The organism is Streptomyces sp. NPDC038280 (assembly GCF_055600045.1).
This window is the reverse complement of the sequence record NZ_JBVJYZ010000016.1, coordinates 1-20,673: the sequence shown is the minus strand read 5'-3', so window position 1 is coordinate 20,673 and position 20,673 is coordinate 1. Positions and strand designations below refer to the sequence as shown.

General features: G+C 69.7%; 17 protein-coding genes. 4 read left to right on the top strand and 13 right to left on the bottom strand.

Annotated elements, in window-relative coordinates:
- Positions 1-3: 3 nt before the first annotated feature.
- Entirely contained in the window at positions 4-1,293 is a 1,290-nt protein-coding gene (locus ACZ7J0_RS26655; protein ID WP_470891450.1) for an MFS transporter, read from the bottom strand.
- A 123-nt stretch (positions 1,294-1,416) separates the two neighbouring features.
- Between ACZ7J0_RS26655 and ACZ7J0_RS26650 the strand changes: the two genes are divergently transcribed.
- Positions 1,417-2,436 (top strand): LacI family DNA-binding transcriptional regulator, encoded by a 1,020-nt coding sequence (locus ACZ7J0_RS26650; protein ID WP_470891652.1) that lies wholly within the window; start codon positions 1,417-1,419, stop codon positions 2,434-2,436.
- A gap of 437 nt (positions 2,437-2,873) precedes the next feature.
- Here the strand turns inward: ACZ7J0_RS26650 and prcA are convergent, their stop codons facing one another.
- The 5 genes from prcA to arc form a co-directional block, all read right to left on the bottom strand.
- Positions 2,874-3,656, bottom strand: coding sequence for a proteasome subunit alpha (gene prcA, locus ACZ7J0_RS26645; protein WP_470891448.1), 783 nt, complete (start codon positions 3,654-3,656; stop codon positions 2,874-2,876).
- Positions 3,657-3,718: 62 nt separating this feature from the next.
- A complete protein-coding gene (prcB, locus tag ACZ7J0_RS26640; RefSeq protein WP_470891446.1) occupies positions 3,719-4,561 on the bottom strand; it encodes a proteasome subunit beta in 843 nt (280 codons plus the stop codon).
- Between the two features lie 171 nt (positions 4,562-4,732).
- Positions 4,733-4,951 (bottom strand): ubiquitin-like protein Pup, encoded by a 219-nt coding sequence (locus ACZ7J0_RS26635; protein WP_468709447.1) that lies wholly within the window; start codon positions 4,949-4,951, stop codon positions 4,733-4,735.
- Positions 4,952-5,155: 204 nt separating this feature from the next.
- A complete protein-coding gene (gene dop, locus ACZ7J0_RS26630; RefSeq protein ID WP_470891444.1) occupies positions 5,156-6,667 on the bottom strand; it encodes a depupylase/deamidase Dop in 1,512 nt (503 codons plus the stop codon).
- Between the two features lie 268 nt (positions 6,668-6,935).
- Positions 6,936-8,702 (bottom strand): proteasome ATPase, encoded by a 1,767-nt coding sequence (gene arc / locus ACZ7J0_RS26625; RefSeq protein ID WP_470891442.1) that lies wholly within the window; start codon positions 8,700-8,702, stop codon positions 6,936-6,938.
- 253 nt (positions 8,703-8,955) lie between these two features.
- Here arc and ACZ7J0_RS26620 point away from each other — a divergent pair, with 253 nt between their 5' ends.
- Positions 8,956-9,267 (top strand): ferredoxin, encoded by a 312-nt coding sequence (locus tag ACZ7J0_RS26620; RefSeq protein ID WP_469122733.1) that lies wholly within the window; start codon positions 8,956-8,958, stop codon positions 9,265-9,267.
- 4 nt (positions 9,268-9,271) lie between these two features.
- Here the strand turns inward: ACZ7J0_RS26620 and ACZ7J0_RS26615 are convergent, their stop codons facing one another.
- The 3 genes from ACZ7J0_RS26615 to ACZ7J0_RS26605 form a co-directional block, all read right to left on the bottom strand.
- Positions 9,272-9,838: a hypothetical protein gene (locus ACZ7J0_RS26615; protein ID WP_470891439.1), complete on the bottom strand. Its 567-nt coding sequence runs from the start codon at positions 9,836-9,838 to the stop codon at positions 9,272-9,274.
- A gap of 186 nt (positions 9,839-10,024) precedes the next feature.
- Entirely contained in the window at positions 10,025-10,912 is an 888-nt protein-coding gene (locus tag ACZ7J0_RS26610) for a tRNA (adenine-N1)-methyltransferase (RefSeq protein WP_468709455.1), read from the bottom strand.
- Between the two features lie 19 nt (positions 10,913-10,931).
- Entirely contained in the window at positions 10,932-12,179 is a 1,248-nt protein-coding gene (locus ACZ7J0_RS26605; RefSeq protein ID WP_470891437.1) for a site-2 protease family protein, read from the bottom strand.
- Between the two features lie 244 nt (positions 12,180-12,423).
- Here ACZ7J0_RS26605 and ACZ7J0_RS26600 point away from each other — a divergent pair, with 244 nt between their 5' ends.
- Both ACZ7J0_RS26600 and ACZ7J0_RS26595 read left to right on the top strand, forming a co-directional pair.
- Positions 12,424-13,329, top strand: a complete 906-nt coding sequence (locus ACZ7J0_RS26600; RefSeq protein WP_470891650.1) for a RecB family exonuclease — start codon at positions 12,424-12,426, stop codon at positions 13,327-13,329.
- A gap of 99 nt (positions 13,330-13,428) precedes the next feature.
- Positions 13,429-14,100 carry a response regulator gene (locus ACZ7J0_RS26595; protein ID WP_470891436.1) on the top strand — a complete coding sequence of 224 codons (672 nt, stop codon included), beginning with the start codon at positions 13,429-13,431 and terminating at the stop codon, positions 14,098-14,100.
- 189 nt (positions 14,101-14,289) lie between these two features.
- On the opposite strand, the gene ACZ7J0_RS26590 is transcribed toward ACZ7J0_RS26595, so the two are convergent.
- From ACZ7J0_RS26590 to ACZ7J0_RS26575, 4 genes are all read right to left on the bottom strand, one after another.
- On the bottom strand, positions 14,290-15,876 hold the full coding sequence (locus ACZ7J0_RS26590) for an ABC transporter substrate-binding protein (protein WP_470891434.1): 1,587 nt from the start codon (positions 15,874-15,876) through the stop codon (positions 14,290-14,292).
- A 67-nt stretch (positions 15,877-15,943) separates the two neighbouring features.
- On the bottom strand, positions 15,944-17,545 hold the full coding sequence (locus ACZ7J0_RS26585; RefSeq protein WP_470891432.1) for an ABC transporter substrate-binding protein: 1,602 nt from the start codon (positions 17,543-17,545) through the stop codon (positions 15,944-15,946).
- A 462-nt stretch (positions 17,546-18,007) separates the two neighbouring features.
- Positions 18,008-18,709 carry an HAD family hydrolase gene (locus tag ACZ7J0_RS26580; protein WP_470891430.1) on the bottom strand — a complete coding sequence of 234 codons (702 nt, stop codon included), beginning with the start codon at positions 18,707-18,709 and terminating at the stop codon, positions 18,008-18,010.
- 221 nt (positions 18,710-18,930) lie between these two features.
- The coding region (locus tag ACZ7J0_RS26575) for a vitamin B12 dependent-methionine synthase activation domain-containing protein (protein ID WP_470891428.1) at positions 18,931-20,673 on the bottom strand (1,743 nt) is incomplete at its 5' end.

The window sequence follows — 20,673 nt, the reverse complement described above, 5'->3', positions numbered from 1 at the left end:
ACATTACGCCTGATGGCGTGAGCTGAAACCGGGTTCGACTGCACCGTTTCGATCATTTTCCGATGAGCTCGTGATGACCTCGGCGTGTCGCGCCGAACGGCCGGGAACTGCGAGGACCCGTCCGGTCGCCATCAGGACCAGCAGGGCGGCGATTCCGCCGGCGCCGGCGACGGCGAAGCCGGCGGGCGTCCCCCAGAGCTCTACGGCCGGGCCGGCGGCGGCCGTTCCGACGGCGGCGCCCACGCCGAAGGTGGTCACCAGCCAGGAGAACGCCTCGGTGACCGTGCCGCTGGGGGCGTGGCGGTCGACGACGATGAAGGCACAGGCGATGGCGGGGGCGAGGAACACGCCGGAGACGGCGGCGAGCGCGGTCATGGCGGGCACGCCGGGGGTCAGCGCCAGCGGCAGATAACCCAGGGCGAGGAAACCGACGATGACACGCAGTCGGCGCTCGGGGGCACCCGCCCACTGCCGTGCGCCGTAGAGGACGCCGCCGAGGAGCGCGCCGAGCCCGAGGGCGGCCATCAGCCATCCGTAGACCGATTCGCGGCCGTGGTCGTCGGCGTAGGCGACGCCGGCGACGGTGATGGAGCCGAGAGCGAGGCCGACGAAGAAGAACGAGCCGAGCAGGGCGAGGAGTCCGGGTGAGCGCAGCGCGCCGAGCCAATGGGCCTCTCGGGGTGCGGAGCGCCAGGCGCGGGAAGGCTCGCTGACGACGACGGAGAGGGCGCCGAGGACGCCGAGGACGTTGATGACGAGCAGCGCTGCGGCGGGGGACCAGAGGGAGACGAGCAGGGTCACCAGCAACGGCCCGACAGTGAACATGACTTCCTGGGCCACGGCGTCCATCGCATACGCGCGGTGGACCCGGTCCTCTCGTCCGAGGACGCTCGGCCACAGGGCGCGCAGACCGCCTTCGAGGGGCGGGGTGAAGAGCCCCGCGACCGTGACGGCGAGGTAGGCGAGGAGGAGCGGCTCGATGCCTATGAGCGCGAGCAGTGCCATGCCCAGGGCGGAGAGGACTGCGGCGGGGAACTGGACGCGGGGCTGGCCGCGCAGGTCGACGGCGCGGCCGAGCAGGGGCTGGCCGACGGCGGTGGCGATGCCGTAGGCGGCGGCGAGGCCTCCGGCGAGGCTGTAGCTGCCGCCCTCGGAGCGGGTGAAGAGCACGATGGCGATGGGCGCGGTGCCGTTGGGGAGCCGGCCGACGAGGGTCCCGGCGAGCAGCCGGGCGGCGTGCGGCGCCTTCAGGATGTCCAGATATCCCCTGGCTGCCTTGGCCTCGGTGGCCATGTCCGGCTCCTCTCCCCCGGCGTCCCGACCGAAGTTTTACGTATAACGTCCGGAGTCATACGTACCATGTCGGCAGCCCGTGGGTCCACCCTCGGAGCGGTGACGTCGATCGCGGAGGCATGTGTGCAGACCCCGGAGTCCCTCGGCGGGACCCGCCCCACCAGCCGGGATGTCGCACGCGTCGCGGGGGTCTCGCAGGCCACCGTGTCCCTGGTGCTGGCCGACAAGTGGCGCGGCCGGGTCTCCGAGCGAACTGCGGGGGTCGTCCGCGAGGCGGCCCGGGAGCTGGGCTACCGGCCCAATCTGGCGGCCCGCAATCTGCGGCTCGGCCGGACCAGGACGGCGCTGCTGGTCGTGCCGGCGCTCACCAACGAGTTCTTCGCCCGCGTCTACACGGGCGCGGCCACGGTGGCCGCGCAGCACGGCTTCGGCGTGGTGCTGTACCCCTCCCCCGCCGGCGTCGGTCCGGCGAAGGACCCCTTCGCCTCCGCGCGGGCCGCGCTTGACGGGGTGATCGCCTCCTCGATGGCCACCGACGCCCTCACGGCGTTCCGCGGCACCGACCTTCCGCTGGTGATGCTGGACAGCGATCCCTCCGACCAGTCCGCCGCGGCCCATGTGAACCTCGACATCGCCGACGGGATGCGGCAGGTGACGGAGCATCTGCTCGGCCTGGGCCACCGCCGCTTCGTGCATCTGGCGTCGGCGGTACCCTCCTGGACCTTCGATGTACGGGCCGCGGCGCTGGCCGAGTCGCTCCGGGGCGCCTCCCTGCGGACCGTACGGGCTCCGCTGGACGTGCACGCGGCCCTGGAGGCCGCCGAGCGGGCACTGACCGCCCCGGGCCCCCGGCCCACGGCCCTGATCTGCGACGACGACATCCAGGCCGCCGGCGCCTGCAAGGCGGTGCGGCGGCTCGGACTGCGGGTACCAGAGGACGTCTCGGTGACCGGTTTCGACGATCTGGCGCTGGCGACGGCGGTGGAGCCGGAGCTGACGACGGTCCGGCTGCCGGCCGAGCGGATCGGCGAGCGGGGCATGGCGGCGCTGCTCGCCGTCCTGGCGGGCCGGCCACCGGAGACCGCGGACCTGCCGGTGGCCCTGGCCCCCCGGGGCTCCTCGGGCCCACCGCCCCAGGACTGACCGGGGCTAGCGGGGGCCCCGGACGGCGTGCGCCCGGCACGGACCCGCGGCGACCCGACCGACCTTCCAGCCGGTAAAGCCGAGGGGCTTGCCGGCCCAGCCGATGGTGACGTGCTCTCGGCATGCCGGCAGGCGGGCAGCGTCGGTCATGTGCTCGGGGGCATCGAGCGGGTACGGCCACGGACCCGACGGCGGCCGTCCGCTCCCGAAGCCGGCGCCGGGCGGGCGCGGGCTCGCGGTGACCGCGCGTCTGCCCCGTGGCCGGTGCCGACGCCGACGGCACCGGGTTCTCCTCAGCCGGCAGGACAGCGAGGCGCCCAAGGCACGCCCCGGGCCCACCCGCGCCCGCCTCGGCCGCCTGGCCCCCGGGAACGGCGAAGCCCCGACCCGTCCGCTGGTGCGGAGGGCCGGGGTCGGCCTGGACGAACCGGGCGGGGTTACAGCAGGGGCCCCTCTGGGGCGTCCTTGCCCGGTTCCGGGGCCTCGTCCGAAGGCGCGTCCGTCGGGGTGGACGGGGCACCGTCCGCCTCCAGGAGACGGGCAAGCTGGCGGCCGACGATCCGCTTGAACTTGCGCTCCTGCGGACGGGTGCGGTCCAGGACCGCCACCTCCAGGCGCTCCGCGGGGATCTCCCGCTCGCTGCCGTTGGTGTCCCGGGACAGGGCCTGGACGGCCAGCTTCAGCGCCTCCGCGAGCGACATGCCGTCACGGTGACGCTGATCGAGGAAGCTGCCGATCTGCTCGGCGTTGCCGCCGACCGCGACCGATCCGTGCTCGTCGACGATCGAGCCGTCGTGGGGCAGCCGGTAGATCTGATCGCCCTCGGGTGAGACGCCCACCTCGGCGACGACCAGCTCCACCTCGTACGGCTTCTCGCCGGCGCTGGAGAAGATCGTGCCCAGCGTCTGGGCGTAGACGTTGGCGAGGCCACGGGCGGTGACGTCGTCACGGTCGTACGTGTAGCCGCGCAGGTCGGCGTAGCGCACGCCGCCGATGCGGAGGTTCTCGTACTCGTTGTACTTGCCGGCCGCGGCGAAGCCGATCCGGTCGTAGATCTCGCTGAACTTGTGCAGCGCGCGGGACGGGTTCTCGCCGACGAAGACAATGCCGTCGGCGTACTGCAGCACTACGAGGCTGCGTCCACGGGCGATGCCCTTGCGGGCGTACTCCGCCCGGTCGGCCATGGCCTGTTGAGGTGAGACATAGAACGGCGTCGACACCGGCTATCCGTCCCTTTCTGTTATTGGCGTGGAGGCACCTTCCAGCCGTGGCTGGCGGATCATCAGAGCAGCGCGGCGCGCGGGCCGTCGGGCTGTTCGAGACGGCGCTCCAGGATCGAGCGGGCGACATCGGAGGACTCCGCCTCGGTGAGGCGGCGGAAGCCCTCGTCCGTGATGACGGTGACGATGGGGTAGATCCGGCGGGCCACGTCCGGACCGCCGGTCGCCGAGTCGTCGTCGGCGGCGTCGTACAGCGCCTGGATGACGAGGGTGATGGCCTGTTCCTCCGTCAGATCGCTGCGGTAGAGCTTCTTCATCGCTCCACGGGCGAAGATCGAGCCGGAGCCGGTGGCCGCGTACCCCTGCTCCTCGGAACGGCCGCCGGTGACGTCGTACGAGAAGATGCGGCCCTTCTCGCGGTCCACGTCCCAGCCCGCGAAGAGCGGGACGACGGCCAGGCCCTGCATGGCCATGCCCAGATTGCTGCGGATCATCGTGGAGAGCCGGTTGGCCTTGCCCTCCAGGGAGAGCTGGACGCCTTCGACCTTCTCGAAGTGCTCCAGTTCCAGCTGGAAGAGCTTGACCATCTCCACGGCGAGGCCGGCGGTGCCGGCGATGCCCACGGCCGAGTACTCGTCGGCGGGGAAGACCTTCTCGATGTCACGCTGCGCGATCATGTTGCCCATCGTGGCGCGCCGGTCACCGGCGAGCACCACGCCGCCGGGGAAGGTCGTGGCGACGATGGTCGTCCCGTGCGGTGCCTCGATGGCGCCCTGCACGGGCAGACTCCGATTGCCCGGCAGCATCTCGGGCGAGTGGTCGGCCAGGAAGTCCAGGAACGAGGACGAGCCCGGCGTCAGGAAGGCTGCCGGCAGACGCCCGGTGCTACGAGGGTTGGCTTCCACGCGTTTCCTTCCGGATGAGAGAGGCGGCCCGCCAGTGGGACGGCCGGGCCGATCTTGCGTACTGTGCACGGACCTTACCCGTGTCGCCGCCGGTCATCCGTCCCGGTGCCGACAGCTTTCGCCGCGGACACCGGAACGGACAACTGCGGTGGTCCCGGAGGCAGTCCGGGACTACTCGCCGCCCTTTTGCACAAAGGACCGCACGAAGTCCTCGGCGTTCTCCTCGAGAACGTCGTCGATCTCGTCGAGTACGGAGTCGACGTCGTCCGAGAGCTTTTCCTGACGCTCCTTGAGGTCCTCGGATGCCTGCGCGTCCTGCGCCTGCTCCTCGACCTCCTCGGTGGAACGCGTCGACTTCTGCTGTCCGCCGCCGGTGTCCTTGGTCGCCATTTCCCTCACCCCGCTCGGTTTGCCCGCCTGGTTCGGTCTCTCAAGATCAGACCCTACAAGCCAGGTCTGACATCGGCCCCGCAGTTACGGGAACGTCCGGGGGCCACCACCATGATTCCCGGCCGGGGACCCTTTCAGCCGTACTCGGAGCCCCGGGCGTGCGCGGCCTGGTCCGGGGCCGCCCCCGCGCCCCGCCAGGGGCCCTCAGCCGCCCGAAAGGACGCGGACGAGCTCCTCGGCCGTACGACACCGGTCCAGGAGCTCCTTGACGTGGTTACGGGTCCCCCGGAGGGGTTCCAGGGTCGGGACGCGCTGGAGCGAGTCGCGGCCCGGCAGGTCGAAGATGACCGAGTCCCAGGAGGCAGCGGCCACGTCGTCGGCGTACTGCTCCAGGCAGCGGCCCCGGAAGTAGGCCCGGGTGTCCTCAGGGGGCTTGGTCTCGGCCCTCTCCACCGCTGTCTCGTCCAGGAGCCGCTTCATCTTCCCGCGGGCCACCAGACGGTTGTACAGGCCCTTGTCGGGCCGTACGTCGGCGTACTGGAGGTCGACGAGGTGCAGCCGGGCGGCGTCCCAGTCGAGGCTGTCACGGCGCCGGTAGCCCTCCATGAGCTCCCGCTTGGCGACCCAGTCCAGCTCACCGGAGAGGCTCATCGGATCGTTCTCGAGCCGGTTGAGGGTGTCCTCCCAGCGCACGAGGATGTCCTTGGTCTGCTCGTCGGCGTCCGCCCCGAAGCGCTCCTCGACGTACTTGCGCCCGAGCTCGAAGTACTCCATCTGGAGCTGGACGCTGGTGAGTGTCCGGCCGCTGCGGAGAGTGATCAGGTGTTGCAGCGTGGGGTCGTGGGACACCTGGTGCAGGGTGCGGACCGGCTGGTCCACGGCCAGGTCGACATTGATGAAGCCGTCCTCGATCATGGAGAGGACCAGGGAGGTCGTGCCGAGCTTCAGGTAGGTCGAGATCTCGGACAGATTCGCGTCGCCGATGATCACGTGGAGCCTGCGGTACTTCTCCGCGTCGGCGTGCGGCTCGTCGCGGGTGTTGATGATCGGCCGCTTGAGGGTGGTCTCCAGGCCGACCTCGACCTCGAAGTAGTCCGCGCGCTGACTGAGCTGGAAGCCGTGCTCGCGGCCGTCCTGGCCGATGCCCACTCGGCCGGCACCCGTGACGACCTGCCGGGAGACGAAGAAGGGCGTGAGGTGGCGCACGATGTCCGAGAAGGCGGTCTCCCGCTTCATCAGGTAGTTCTCGTGCGTGCCGTAGGACGCGCCCTTGTTGTCGGTGTTGTTCTTGTAGAGGTGGATCGGCTGGGCCCCGGGGAGCTGGGCCGCGCGCTCGGCGGCCTCCGCCATGATCCGCTCGCCGGCCTTGTCCCAGAGCACGGCGTCGCGGGGATTGGTGACCTCTGGGGCGCTGTACTCCGGGTGCGCGTGGTCCACGTAGAGCCGGGCGCCGTTGGTGAGGATGACATTGGCCAGGCCGATGTCCTCGTCGGTGAGCTGGCTGGAGTCGGCGGCCTCGCGGGCGAGGTCGAAGCCGCGGGCGTCCCGCAGCGGGTTCTCCTCCTCGAAGTCCCAGCGGGCGCGGCGCGCCCGGTGCATCGCCGCCGCGTACGCGTTGACGATCTGGGACGAGGTGAGCATGGCATTGGCGTTCGGGTGGCCCGGAACGGAGATGCCGTACTCCGTCTCGATGCCCATTACTCGCCGTACGGTCATGCGGCCCTCCTTGCCCGGCGGCGCTCCCGCTCGGGAACGGCGCTCAAGTACCGCTGCTTCTCCGGTGCGTGTGCGGTGCCCGTCCCCGCACTGCGCGACCCGGCGGTACCGAAGAGCCTAGAGCGGCTCTGCGCTGGTGGGGAGATCAATTCCGTCATTGCTCCGGTGTCGTCGAATCATGGCCGAAGACCGTGGAATGCAACCGGCTGCGGACGCCCTCCCCCGCCTTTCGCGGGGGACCCCAGGACATCCGCAGCCGGCCGGTGTCTTACAGGTACTGACCGGTGTTCGCCACCGTGTCGATGGAGCGGCCGGTGTCCGCGCCCTGCTTTCCGGTGACAAGGGTGCGGATGAAGACGATCCGCTCGCCCTTCTTTCCGGAGATCCGGGCCCAGTCGTCCGGGTTCGTGGTGTTGGGCAGGTCCTCGTTCTCCTTGAACTCGTCCACGCATGCCTGGAGGAGGTGGGAGACCCGAAGGCCCTTCTGGTTGTGGTCGAGGAAGGCCTTGATGGCCATCTTCTTGGCCCGGTCGACGATGTTCTGGATCATCGCGCCGGAGTTGAAGTCCTTGAAGTACAGGACTTCCTTGTCGCCATTGGCGTAGGTGACCTCGAGGAAGCGGTTCTCCTCGGACTCCGCGTACATCTGCTCCACGACCGACTGGATCATGGCGTGGGCAGCTGCCGCCTTGGAGCCGCTGTGCTCGGACAGGTCGTCCGCGTGCAGCGGCAGCGAGGCCGTGAGGTACTTCGCGAAGATGTCCTTCGCGGCCTCGGCGTCCGGACGCTCGATCTTGATCTTGACGTCGAGCCGGCCCGGCCGCAGGATCGCGGGGTCGATCATGTCCTCACGGTTGGAGGCGCCGATGACGATGACGTTCTCCAGGCCCTCCACGCCGTCGATCTCGGCGAGCAGCTGGGGGACGATGGTGTTCTCCACGTCCGAGCTGACACCGGAGCCACGGGTGCGGAAGAGGGATTCCATCTCGTCGAAGAAGACGATGACAGGGGTGCCCTCGCTCGCCTTCTCCCGGGCACGCTGGAAGACGAGGCGGATGTGCCGCTCGGTCTCACCGACGTACTTGTTGAGGAGCTCGGGGCCCTTGATGTTGAGGAAGTAGCTCTTCCCCGCGGGCTGACCGGTCACCTCGGCGACCTTCTTGGCAAGGGAGTTGGCGACGGCCTTCGCGATCAGCGTCTTGCCGCAGCCGGGCGGACCGTAGAGCAGGATGCCCTTCGGGGGCCGCAGTTCGTGCTCCTTGAAGAGGTCCGGGTAGAGGTACGGAAGCTCGACCGCGTCGCGGATCAGCTCGATCTGGTTGCCCAGACCGCCGATCTTGTCGTAGTCGACGTCCGGGACCTCTTCGAGGACGAGCTCCTCGACCTCGCTCTTGGGGACCACTTCGTAGACATAGCCGGACCTGGGCTCGAGCAGCAGGGCGTCGCCGGGGCGGATGGTGATGTCCAGCAGCGGCTCGGCGAGCCTGACCACCCGTTCCTCGTCGGTGTGCCCGATCACCAGGGCACGCTCGCCGTCCTCAAGGATCTCCTTGAGGGTGACGATGTCCCCGGCACGCTCGAACTCCATGGCCTCGACCACGTTGAGCGCCTCGTTGAGCATGACTTCCTGGCCGCGCCGGAGCTCGTCGAGCTCGACGCTGGGACTGACGTTCACCCGGAGCTTGCGGCCCCCGGTGAAGATGTCGCACGTGCCGTCCTCGTTCGCCTGCAGGAAGACACCGAAGCCGGCCGGCGGCTGTGCGAGCCGGTCGACCTCCTCCTTGAGGGCCACGATCTGGTCGCGGGCCTCACGGAGCGTATTCGCGAGCCGCTCGTTCTGAGCGGACACGCCGGCCAGGTTGGTCTGCAGCTCGACGATCCGCTCTTCGAGAATCCTCGTATGACGCGGAGAGTCGGCGAGCTTACGTCGCAGGACGGCGATTTCCTGCTCGAGATAGGCAACCTGGCCGGCAGGGTCTTCAGACCCCCGCCCCGGCCGGATGCCGCGGTTGATGTCGTCGTCGTGGGCTGCCACGGTCCTCACCTCCTCCAAGGGGAGCTGGACGCTTCCTGACCCTACCTGGGTGGGTGTCGATTGAAACCCCTAGATCACAAAGACTGTCGAGGTGTGTCCGATCTTCACCCTTGCGCTCTCCCTCACGCCAGGGGAATACCCACCCATCAACATCGGAAAGCGGGCGGTTGTATCGTCGGGGTGGTCAACACCCGTCAGGGCTGGCCCGACTTAGAAGCGCGAAGCTCATCCGACGCAGGAAACGGCAGGAGATATGACCGTGCAGCACGAGGCTCCGACCGCACCGGCCGGGGAGGCTCTGGAGGTCTGGATCGACCAGGATCTCTGCACCGGTGACGGGATCTGCGCGCAGTACGCCCCGGAGGTCTTCGAGCTCGACATCGACGGCCTGGCCTATGTGAAGGACGGGGAGGACGAGCTGCTGCAGGCCCCGGGGGCGACGACGCCCGTGCCGCTGACCCTCCTGCAGGACGTCGTGGACTCCGCGAAGGAGTGCCCGGGCGACTGCATTCACGTCCGGCGCGTCTCGGACAGGGTCGAGGTCTACGGTCCCGACGCCGAGTGACCGCTCAGGCACTCAGCGCTTCGACCTGGGTGGTGCGGACGAACTTCCCGCCCCTCCACTGCCACTTGACCCGCTCCCTCTGATCGGGACAGCAGCCCGGCACGTCCGGTGACGAATAGCCGAGCAGCGTCGCCGTGACCGATCCGTCACGTACCGCGAGGGACTCGACGTTCTTCTTCCGGCCGGGCTCGACCAGGGTGGCCACCACGCGCGCGGCGGCGTCCCTCCCGAGGGTCAGGACGTAGACGCCGCTCGGTGGCGTCCCGGAGCCGGCGTCGCAGTGGACCACCGCGACGGTCTCAGGACGCCCGTCCCCATCGAGGTCCCCTGACGCCCTGCGGGCCACCACGCTGCCCACGGGGCCGCATTCGAGGGGGAACCGCACGGCGGCCGGGTCGGGCGCCGCCACGGCGGCGGGGGCGGCCTGGGGGGCCGTCTGGGAGGCAGTGGCGGGGCCGGGTTGCAGCAGACCGGCGGCCGCGACGACCCCGGCCATCGCGGTGGCCGTGGCGAGCCAGTGCACCGGGCGGGCATGGGTGTGCGCGAGGTCCGGGACGACGGAGGTCTGCACGCGGGATGTCTCCTGTGGCGGTCGTGCGGTGGGGGTGGCCAGCATCGTGCCACACGTCACAGGAGGGCGGAACAGCTGGGGTTCGCAGCCGTACGGAACATACGGCCTCCGAACGTGAAGGTGCCGCCGTCGAGTTCCCGTCCCGGGAGGGGAACTCGACGGCGGCACCGGTGCTTTGGGGAGGCGTCAGCCCTTGTTGGGACCTTCGTAGTCCTCGCCGTACGCGCCCTTGGCGGGGCGGCGGCGGCGCATCGGGGGCTCCACGCCGTCCGCGAGGCGGCGGGCGGTGACCAGGAAGCCGGTGTGTCCGATCATCCGGTGGTCGGGGCGGACGGCCAGGCCCTCGACGTGCCAGTTGCGGATCATCGACTCCCACGGCTGGGGCTCCGCGTAGCAGCCGAACTCGCGGATGGACTCCACGGTGCGCGCGAGCTGGGTGGTGGTCGCCACGTAGCAGCAGAGGATGCCGCCGGGCACGAGCGCCTTGGAGACGGCCTCCAGGCACTCCCAGGGCGCCAGCATGTCCAGGATGACTCGGTCGACGTCGGTGTCGGACAGGTTGTCCTGGAGGTCACCGACGGTGAGCTGCCAGGCGGGGTGCGGGCCACCGAAGTAGCGCTCGACATTGCCCTTGGCGATCTCGGCGAAGTCCTCGCGGCGCTCGTAGGAGTGCAGCATGCCCTCGTCTCCGATGGCACGGAGCAGGAAGCTGCTGAGCGAGCCGGAACCCACCCCGGCCTCCACGACGCGGGCGCCGGGGAAGATGTCGGCGAAGGCCAGGATCTGCCCCGCGTCCTTGGGGTAGACCACGGCGGCGCCGCGGGGCATGGACAGGACGTAGTCGGGGAGCAGGGGGCGCAGCGCGAGGTAGGCGACGTTTCCCGTGGTACGGACAACACTGCCCTCGGGAGCACCGATCAGCTCGTCGTGGGGGAAGGAACCCTTGTGGGTGTGGAAATTCTTCCCGGCCTCGAGCGTGAACGTGTAGTGGCGTCCCTTGGGGTCGGTGAGCTGGACCTGGTCCCCGACCTTGAAGGGCCCGCGACGGCGGGCGGCACCGGTCGGTTCGGACATGTGACCAGCCTACCGGCAGCTATGTGGTGGGTCGTGCCATGGCCCTGACGAAGGCCCGCTCGACGTCCATGGTCGACAGGACGCCGTAGATCTCGCCGGTCTCCTCGACGACGAGGTACTCGGTGGCCGGATGGGCGCGCAGCCGGTCGAGGAGCGGCTCGCCGGCCAGTTCGGCCGGGATGCGCATGTCGTCGGTGAGGTCCTGGGCGAGGCCGCTGACGGCCACCCAGGGCCGGCGGTGCTGGGGGACGCCCACGATGGCCGTCTCGCGGACGAGGCCGGTGGGGGTGCCCTGACCGTCGACGACGACGAGGGCGCGGGCGCCCGCCTCGTTGGCGCGACGCAGGGCCTCGGAAAGCGGGGTGGCGGATTCGACGGGGACGGCGCGCCGGGTGAGGGTGCGGGCGCGCAGTTCGGGGAGGTGTTCGCGCAGCCGCGCCATGCGCAGGCTGTTGCCGGCGCCGGTCCAGATGATGGCGGCGAGGATGGCGGCGAGGAGCGCGTCCATCACCGTGTCCATTCCGCTGATCTCCTCGGTGGCGTTGCCGAGGGCGCCGGTGTGGGTGAGCAGGGGCAGGCCGACGAGGACGCTGACGGCCAGGGCCCTGCCGACCCAGGCGGCGGCGACGGTGCCGCTCATCGGCTTGCCAGTGATCTTCCAGACGAGGGCGCGGAGCATCCGGCCGCCGTCCAGGGGCAGGCCGGGGAGGAGGTTGAAGACGGCGACGATCAGATTGGAGATCATCAGGCCGGCAAGCAGGACGCCGGGGACGGTGCCAGGTTCCACGGCGGCCATGCCCAAGTAGAAGACGCCCGCGAGGACGAGGGAGAGCAGGGGCCCGACGAAGGCGAGGACGAACTCGCGGCCGGGGGTCTCGGACTCCTTCTCGATCTCGGAGACCCCGCCGAAGAACTGGAGCTGGATGCGGCGCACCGGCAGTTTGAAGCGCAGGGCGGCGATCGTGTGGGCGAGTTCGTGGACGAGGACGGAGGCGTAGAAGGCGACCGCGAAGAAGAGCGAGACGAGGTAGCGCAGATTGCCCAGCTCGGGCAGGACGCGGTCGAGCTGGCCGCCGAACACCCAGGTGATGAGGGCGGCGACCAGGAACCAGCTGGGGGCGACGTAGACGGGCACTCCGAACGGGCGGCCCATGAGGATGCCGCCGCCGGCGTCCTGGGAGCGCCGGGGGGCGCCGCTGCCGGGGTTCGGTTGCGCCGTGTCGGACCGCGGCCTCGTGCTCTCGCCGCTCTCGTCGTCCTTTTTCACGGGTTCCCTTCGTTGCCTGCTCCTGCGTCGGGAGACCGACCACGTGCTGTGCGTTTCGTCACCATCTCACCGGAAGTCACCGGGTTACTGGCTCGATCATGCAGTGCGTGAGGGTCTGGAGTCGATGGTATTCCGCTCGCTGTCAGTGGCGGGTCGTAGGGTCTGCGTCATGAGTACCAGCCAGCAGCCGCCGTCGGACGCCCGGCAGCCCACGTCGTTGTCGCCCTCGCGGGCGAGCGATTTCATGCAGTGTCCTCTGCTGTACCGGTTCCGGGTGATCGACAAACTGCCGGAGAAGCCGAGTGAGGCGGCTACCCGCGGCACGCTGGTCCATGCCGTGCTGGAGCGGCTCTTCGACGATCCGGCGGTGGAGCGCACGGCGCCCCGGGCGAAGGCGATGATCCCGGCGCAGTGGGACCGGCTCCTGGAGTCGAAGCCGGAGCTCGGGGACCTGTTCGCGGCGGACGAGGAGGGTGAGCGGCTGCGGCGCTGGCTGGGCGAGGCGGAGCGGCTGGTCGAGCGGTGGTTCACGCTGGAGGATCCGACGCGCCTGGAGCCGGCCGAGCGGGAGCTGTTCGTGGAGACCGAGCTGGACTCGGGGCTCCGGCTGCGGGGCGTGATCGACCGAATCGACGTGACGCCGACGGGCGAGGTGCGGATCGTCGACTACAAGACGGGCAAGGCTCCGCGGCCGGAGTACAGCGAGGGCGCGCTGTTCCAGATGACCTTCTACGCGCTGGTGATCCGACGGCTGAAGGGGGTGCTTCCGCGCCGGCTGCAGCTGGTCTACCTGGGCAGTGGTGACGTCCTGACGTATGACCCGGTGGAGGCGGATCTGCAGCGGGTGGAGCGGAAGCTGCTGGCGCTGTGGGAAGCGATCAAGGAGGCGACGGAGACGGGCGACTGGCGGCCGCGTCCGACGAAGCTGTGCGGGTGGTGCGACCACCAGGCCCTGTGTCCGGAGTTCGGCGGGACTCCCCCCGTGTATCCGCTGAGCATCGGGATGCCGGGGGCGGCACAGGTCCCGTCACAGGCGGAGGTCCCGGCGGCGGAGGTCCCGGGCCCGGGAGAGCCCGCGGCTCCTTCGGTGACTCCCACCGCCCCCGTGGCAACGGCCGCCCCGGTCCAGGAGGACCGCGGCGGGGAGTGACGCGAACCACGTCGGCGGCGGCGCGGTGTGCGGTGTGCCCGGCGGAGTCGGGCGCGGGGTGCCAGGGCAGAATGGGGCGCGTCTAGCGAAGGAGAACCCGTGGCGATCCGCGTCCTATTGGTCGACGACCAGCCCCTGCTGCGCACCGGCTTCCGGATGATTCTGGAGGCGGAGCAGGACATCGCGGTCGTCGGCGAGGCCGGGGACGGCCTCCAGGCGCTCGACCAGGTGAGGGCGTTGCAGCCCGATGTGGTGCTGATGGACATCCGGATGCCGCGGATGGACGGGGTCGAGGCGACCCGGCAGATCACCGGGCCGGGCCGCGACGGGCCCGCGAAGGTGCTGGTGCTGACCACGTTCGACCTCGACGAGTACGTGGTGGAGGCGCTGCGCGCCGGGGCGAGTGGTTTTCTGCTCAAGGACGCGCCCGCCAATGAGCTGGTGCAGGCGATCCGGGTGGTCGCCGGTGGCGAGGCGATGCTGGCTCCCAGCATCACGCGGCGGCTGCTCGACAAGTACGCGGACCATCTGCCCTCCGGCGAGGAGCCGGTGCCGGACGCGCTGAACACGCTGACCGAGCGCGAGGTGGAGGTGCTCAAGCTGGTGGCGCGGGGCCTGTCCAACGCGGAGATCGCGGCCGACCTGTTCGTCAGCGAGACGACGGTCAAGACACATGTGGGTCATGTGCTGACGAAGCTGGGCCTGCGCGACCGGGTGCAGGCCGCCGTGTACGCCTACGAAAGCGGCCTGGTGCGCCCAGGGGCCCAGTAGCCGGTCCGGAGCGGCCCGGGTGTCACCAGCGCCGTGGAACGGCGGCAGTACGGCAGCAGCGCCCTTCAGGAGGGCAGCGGGAGGGCGGACGTACGGCGGCATCCCGGCGCTCGATCCACCGCCTGGTGACGTGCGTGTGCCCCTGGGACCGGTGGTCCCAGGGGCACACTGCTGTCGGTCGGCCGCGGCCTAGTCCTTCTTGATCTCCCAGAAGCGGAAGACCGTCGAGGCGTCCAGCGTCCACTCCAGACCGGTGATGTCGTCGTGGGCGACCGCGTACTGCTTGCCCTGCCAGAGCGGGATGACCGGGACGTCCTTGGCCACCAGGTCCTGGAGCTCCGCGAAGTCCTTCTCGGTCGCCTGGCGGTCGGTGGCGGCCGAGGTCCTCGGGATGAGCGTCCCGGTGATCTTCTCGTTCTTGTAGTTGTTGCCGAGGACGTTGCCCTCGCCGAAGAACGGGGCCGTGAAGTTGTCCGGGTCCGGGTAGTCGGGGACCCATCCCTTCACGTAGACGCCGTACTTGCCCGCCTCGATGTCCTTCTCGTACTGCTCGATCGGGACCGACTTCATCGTCGCCTCGAACAGCCCGCTGTTGTTGAGCTGCTCGGCTATCGCCTTCAACTCCTGGTCGGTGGACGGGCCGTAGCGGCTCGGCGTGGACCAGAGGGTGAGCTTGACCTTGCCCTTGACGCCGGCGGAGCGCAGCGCCTTGCGCGCCTTGGCGGCGTCCGGGCGACCGCCATAGGCGTCGAAGAAGGCCGTGTTGTGGCCGATGATGCCGGCCGGGACGATCGAGTAGAGCGGGCTGGCCGTCGAGCGGTAGACGTCCCGGACGAGGGCGTCGCGGTCGACGAGGTGCGCGATGGCCTTGCGGACGCCGAGCTTGCCCGTGACCGGGTCGTTCACGTTGAAGACCAGGTGCTGGACTTCGGCGCTGGAGCCTTCGAGGACCTCGCTGCCCAGTGCGTCGGGCGTCTCGGACTGCTCGAGCGCGGCGATGTCCTCGGAGGCGAGGCCACGGTAGGCGATGTCGATGTCGCCCTTGCCGAGCGCTTCGGACAGCGCCTCGCGGTCCCCGCGGAAGAACTTGAGGGTGACGCCGCCGTTGTTCGCCTTGGCGGTGCCCCGGTACTCGGGGTTGACCGAGAAGACGGCCTGACCGTCGTCGAAGGACTCCAGCTTGTACGGGCCCGAGCCGACGGCCTTGCCGTCGGTGCGCAGCCCGTCCTCGGTGTACTCGCGGTGGTCGACGATGGACCCCGCACCGGAGGCGATCTTGCTGGGGAAGGTCGCGTCGGGAACCTTGAGCGTGAAGACGACCGTCCGGTCGTCCGGCGTTTCGATCTTGGCGATCGTCGCCAGCAGGGGCGCCGGGCCGGACGGGTCGTCGATCTTCAGGGCGCGCTCGAAGGAGTACTTCACATCCTTCGACGTCAGCGCGTTCCCGTTGGTGAACTTCAGGCCGTCCCGCAGGGTGCAGCGGTAGACGGTGGTGCCGCCCTTGGCGAATTCGCACTTCTCGGCGGCTTCGGGCTCGGGTGACGAGGCGCCCTTGGGGAAGCTGAGAAGGGACTGGAAGACATTGTTGAACAGCAGCCAGGAGCCGGGGTCGTAGCCCGCGGCCGGATCCGTGGCCAGGACCTCGTCCGACATACCGACGACCACGGACCCATTCGCGCCCTGGCCCGGGCCCTTGTCCGTACCGCAGCCGCTGAGCAGCGCGGCCGACAGCCCAGCGACGAGCGGAGCGGTCAGCCACTTGTTATGTGCCTTCACAGAACCTTGCCTCGTGTATCTCTTTCAACCGGCCGCGCGGGAGCGCGCGGCCGGGGTGACGAAGGGGTCAGGCGGTGCCGCGGCCGAGCTCCCAGAGCTGCAGGTCCGAGGAGGTGTTCAGCGCCCATTCGACGCCGGTCACGTCATCGCGCGCGGCGACGTACTGCTTGCCCTGCCACAGGGGCAGAACCGGGACGTCGCCGGCGACGATGTCCTGCATCTGCTCGAAGGTGGCGGCCGCCCTGCTGCGGTCGGCCTCCCGTCGCGACTGCGGGATCAGCTGGTCGCGGACGGCCTTGTTGGCGTAGGGCGTGTTGAGGAAGTTGTCCGCGTCGAGGAACGGCGCGATGTAGTTGTCCGGGTCCGGGAAGTCGGGGAACCAGCCGAGGCCGTAGACGGCGTAGTCCCCACGCTTCTGGGCGGGGCGGAACTTGGCCCACTCGGTGCCCTGGACGGTCACGTCGAAGAGCTGGGTGGCGTTGAGCTGGTCGCGCAGCGCCTCGAACTCCTTGGCCGTGCCCGGGCCGTAGTGGTCGGTGGTGTAGTTCAGGGTCAGCTTCACCGGGGTGGTGATGTCCGCGCCACGCAGGATCGAGGCGGCCTTCTTCGGGTTCGGCTCGCCGTACTTGTTGAAGAACGAGTTGGTGTGCGTGGCGATGCTGGAGGGGATCAGCGAGTACAGCGGCTGCGCGGTGGAGCCGTAGACGCCGGCGAGGATCCGGCCGCGGTCGACGACGGCGGCCATCGCCTGGCGGACGGCCTTGTCCTTGACCGAGGGGGCCTGGGTGTTGAAGCCGAGGTAGCGGATCTCGAGGCCGGGCACCTCGGTGAGCTCGATGCCTTCCTTGGGCTTCTCCGTGAAGCTCTTGATCTGCTCCGGCGACAGGGTCCGGGTCATCATGTCGATCTTGCGCGCGTCGAGCGCCGCGCCCATGGCGTCGGCGTCGCCGAAGGAGCGCAGCTCGACCCTGTCGTTACGGAGCTTGACGTCGCCCTTGTACTTGGCGTTCTTCGTGAAGACGGCCCTGGTGGCCTGCTCGCCGTCGTGCTCGATCTTCACGGTGTACGGGCCGGAGCCGTCGATGGCGAAGCCGTCGCGGAGCTTCTTGCCGTCGTACTTGTCCTTGCTGAGGATGCCGGCGACCGGGGTGGAGAGCTTGTACGGGAAGGTGGCGTCCGGGGTCTTGAGGTGGAAGACCACCTCCTTCTCGCCCTTGGGCTCGACGGCGTCGACGTTGGCGAGCAGGGCCGCCGTGCCGTTGTCGGACTTGATGTCCAGGACGCGCTCGATGGAGAACTTCACGTCCGCGCTGGTGATCGCCTTGCCGTCCGCGAAGGTGAGCCCGTCACGCAGGGTGCAGCGGTAGCTCTCGCTGGCCTTGTCGGTGAAGCCGCACTTCTCGGCGGCGTCCGGGACGGGCAGGCCGCCGCCGCGGGGCACGTGCATCAGCGTCTGCACGGTCTGCCGCAGGACGTTCCAGGCGCCGGTGTCGTAGGCGAAGGCCGGGTCGAAGGGCGCGGGGGCTTCCTTGGTCGCGACGAACTGGTCCGTGGTGCCGACGACTATGGCGTTGCCACCGCCGGACCCGCCTTCCGAGCCGCCACAGGCGACGAGCACGGGCGCGAGCAGGCCGACCACGGCCGGCAGCACCAAAGTCTTGCGGTTCATCCTGGACGTTCTCCCTCATCCGGCACTGAGATACAGCGGTGTCATGGACACTCCGCCGCGGCCGCCCGGTCGGGGCGGGGCGATCGGGCCGGGAAACAGTGCGATCGGTCCTGTGTTCGCGGTGACTTGGTTGACACCGGGGCACGCGGATGGTGCGGCGAAGTACTCGCGAAAGATTAGTGGGCGGCGCCAGGAAAGCAGGACTCGGGCCGAGTTGGGGAGTAATCGCACAGTGATCGGTAATGCACGGGAATCGATGATCATGCGAGGGAATGATTCGTACACCACTCCATGAATCGGGACACATGGGCGTGCCTGAAGTGGCTCGATCCGGACATGACGCCCTACCGGGCCACCTCCCGGGCGCCACACTGGGTGACGAAGGTCACTCAGGCGGCTTTTCGGTGAGGGGCCCGGTCATTTTTTCCGCGCATTTCCCGCGGCGCACGCTGGGTGCGCGGTTCAGTTCATTCGTGTGATCAGGGTCCGGAGAAAGCGGAGGTCGACTTCTTCGAGGGACCGCACGACGACCCGGCCGTCGGAAGGGGCGATGGGCGCGACGGAGGGCACGGCGACGACCCGGCACCCCGCTGCCTCGGCGGACGCCACGCCGGTCGCCGTGTCCTCGATGACCGCGCACCGGGCGGGGTCGGCGCCGAGGCCTCGGGCGGCGAGCAGGTAGGGCTCCGGGTGCGGCTTGGTGCGCCCCACCTCGTCGCCCGCCACGGTGAGGGTGAAGCGGTCACGGCCGAGCGAAGCGAGGACGCGGTCGATGACGTGCCGGTGCGAGGCCGACACCAGGGCGGTGGGGATGTTGTGGGCGGTCAGCTCGGCGAGCAGGCGCTCGGCCCCGGGCATCAGCGGCACTCCCCGGTCGATGCGCTCCACGAACTTCTCGTTCAGCAGGACGGTGAGCTCGGCGAGGGTGATGTCGGCGCCGGTGGCCTTGATGAGGTAGCCGGCGCTGCGGCTCATCGGGCCGCCGACGACCACGTCGCGCCAGGCCTCGTCGAGCCGGTGGCCCAGGGCGGCGAACGCCTCGACCTCCGCGTCCCACCAGAATCCCTCGGTGTCGACCAGGGTGCCGTCCATGTCGAGGAAGACGGCCTGGAGGGCCGAGCCTTCCGCCGTACGGGTCAGGGACGCGGGGACCGTACTGGTCATCCGGCACACCTCCATGAGGGACGAGAAGGCCGGCCGCCCTCCCAGCTGGGAAAGGCTGCCGGCCTGCACTGGACCGACCAGTGTACGTCTCGATGCTCCGGGGCGCGCTGTTGTTTCCCCCGGCCCGTCGGACTGTCGCCCGCTCGGGCGCCCGGCGGACGTCAGCCGGGGGTCCACCGGAGGTCAGGGACGGTCCGACGGGCTCCCTCGAGCATTGGGGCCTACCGGGCGTTGAAGTACTTCGCCTCGGGGTGGTGGATGACGATCGCGTCGGTGGACTGCTCGGGGTGCAGCTGGAACTCCTCGGAGAGGTGCACGCCGATCCGCTCGGGCTGGAGCAGCTCCGCGATCTTGGCGCGGTCCTCCAGGTCCGGGCAGGCGCCGTAGCCGAGGGAGAAGCGCGCGCCGCGGTACTTGAGGGCGAACATGTCCTCGACGTCGGCGGGGTCCTCGCCTGCGAAGCCGAGCTCCGAGCGGACGCGCGCGTGCCAGTACTCGGCGAGCGCCTCTGCCAGCTGCACCGACAGGCCGTGCAGCTCCAGGTAGTCGCGGTAGGAGTCGGCCTCGAAGAGCTTGGCCGTGGCCTCGCCGATACGGGAGCCGACGGTGACGACCTGAAGTCCGACGACATCGGTCTCGCCGGACTCCTCCGGGCGGAAGAAGTCGGCGAGGCAGAGGCGGCGGCCCCGGCGCTGGCGCGGGAAGGTGAAGCGGGTGCGCTCGGCGCCGTCCTCGCCCAGGATGATCAGGTCGTCGCCCTTGGACACACAGGGGAAGTAGCCGTAGACGACCGCTGCCTCCAGCATGTTCTGGGTGTGCAGCTGGTCGAGCCAGCCGCGCAGCCGGGGACGGCCCTCCGTCTCGACGAGCTCCTCGTAGCTCGGGCCCTCGCCGGTGCGGGCCTGCTTGAGTCCCCACTGGCCCTTGAACAGGGCGCCCTCGTCGAGCCAGCTCGCGTACTCCTTGAGCTGGATGCCCTTGATGACGCGCGTGCCCCAGAACGGAGGCTCAGGCACCGCGTTGTCGGTGGAGACGTCGGAGCGGCCGCCTTCTTCGGGCTCGGTGACCTCCACGGCGGTGGTGGCCCGCACGCGGCGCTGCTTGAGCTCGGGCAGTACGGCTCCGGGGACACCGCGCTTGACGGCGACGAGCGCGTCCATCAGGCGCAGGCCCTCGAAGGCGTCGCGGGCGTAGCGGACCTCGCCCTCGTAGATCTCGTGCAGGTCCTGCTCGACGTACGCCCTGGTCAGCGCGGCGCCACCGAGGATCACCGGGTAGTCGGCAGCCAGCTTGCGCTGGTTGAGCTCCTCCAGGTTCTCCTTCATGATCACGGTGGACTTGACGAGGAGTCCCGACATGCCGATGACGTCGGCGCGGTGCTCCTCGGCGGCCTCCAGGATCGCGGAGACGGGCTGCTTGATGCCCAGGTTGACGACGTTGTAGCCGTTGTTGGACAGGATGATGTCGACGAGGTTCTTGCCGATGTCGTGGACGTCGCCGCGGACCGTGGCGAGCACGATCGTGCCCTTGCCGTCCTCGCCCTCGACCTTCTCCATGTGCGGTTCGAGGTGGGCGACCGCGGTCTTCATGACCTCCGCGGACTGGAGGACGAAGGGGAGCTGCATCCGGCCGGAGCCGAAGAGCTCGCCGACGACCTTCATGCCGTCGAGGAGGGTTTCGTTGACGATGTCCAGCGCCGGGCGCGTCTGGAGTGCCTCGTCGAGGTCGGCCTCCAGGCCGTTCTTCTCGCCGTCGATGATCCGGCGCTTGAGGCGCTCGTCCAGCGGCAGAGCGAGCAGCTCCTCCGCCTTGCCGGCCTTCATCGACTTCATGTTGACGCCCTCGAAGAGCTCCATGAGCTTCTGGAGGGGGTCGTAGCCCTCGGCGCGGCGGTCGTGGATCAGGTCGAGCGCGACCTTGACCTGCTCCTCGTCCAGGCGCGCGATCGGCAGGATCTTCGAGGC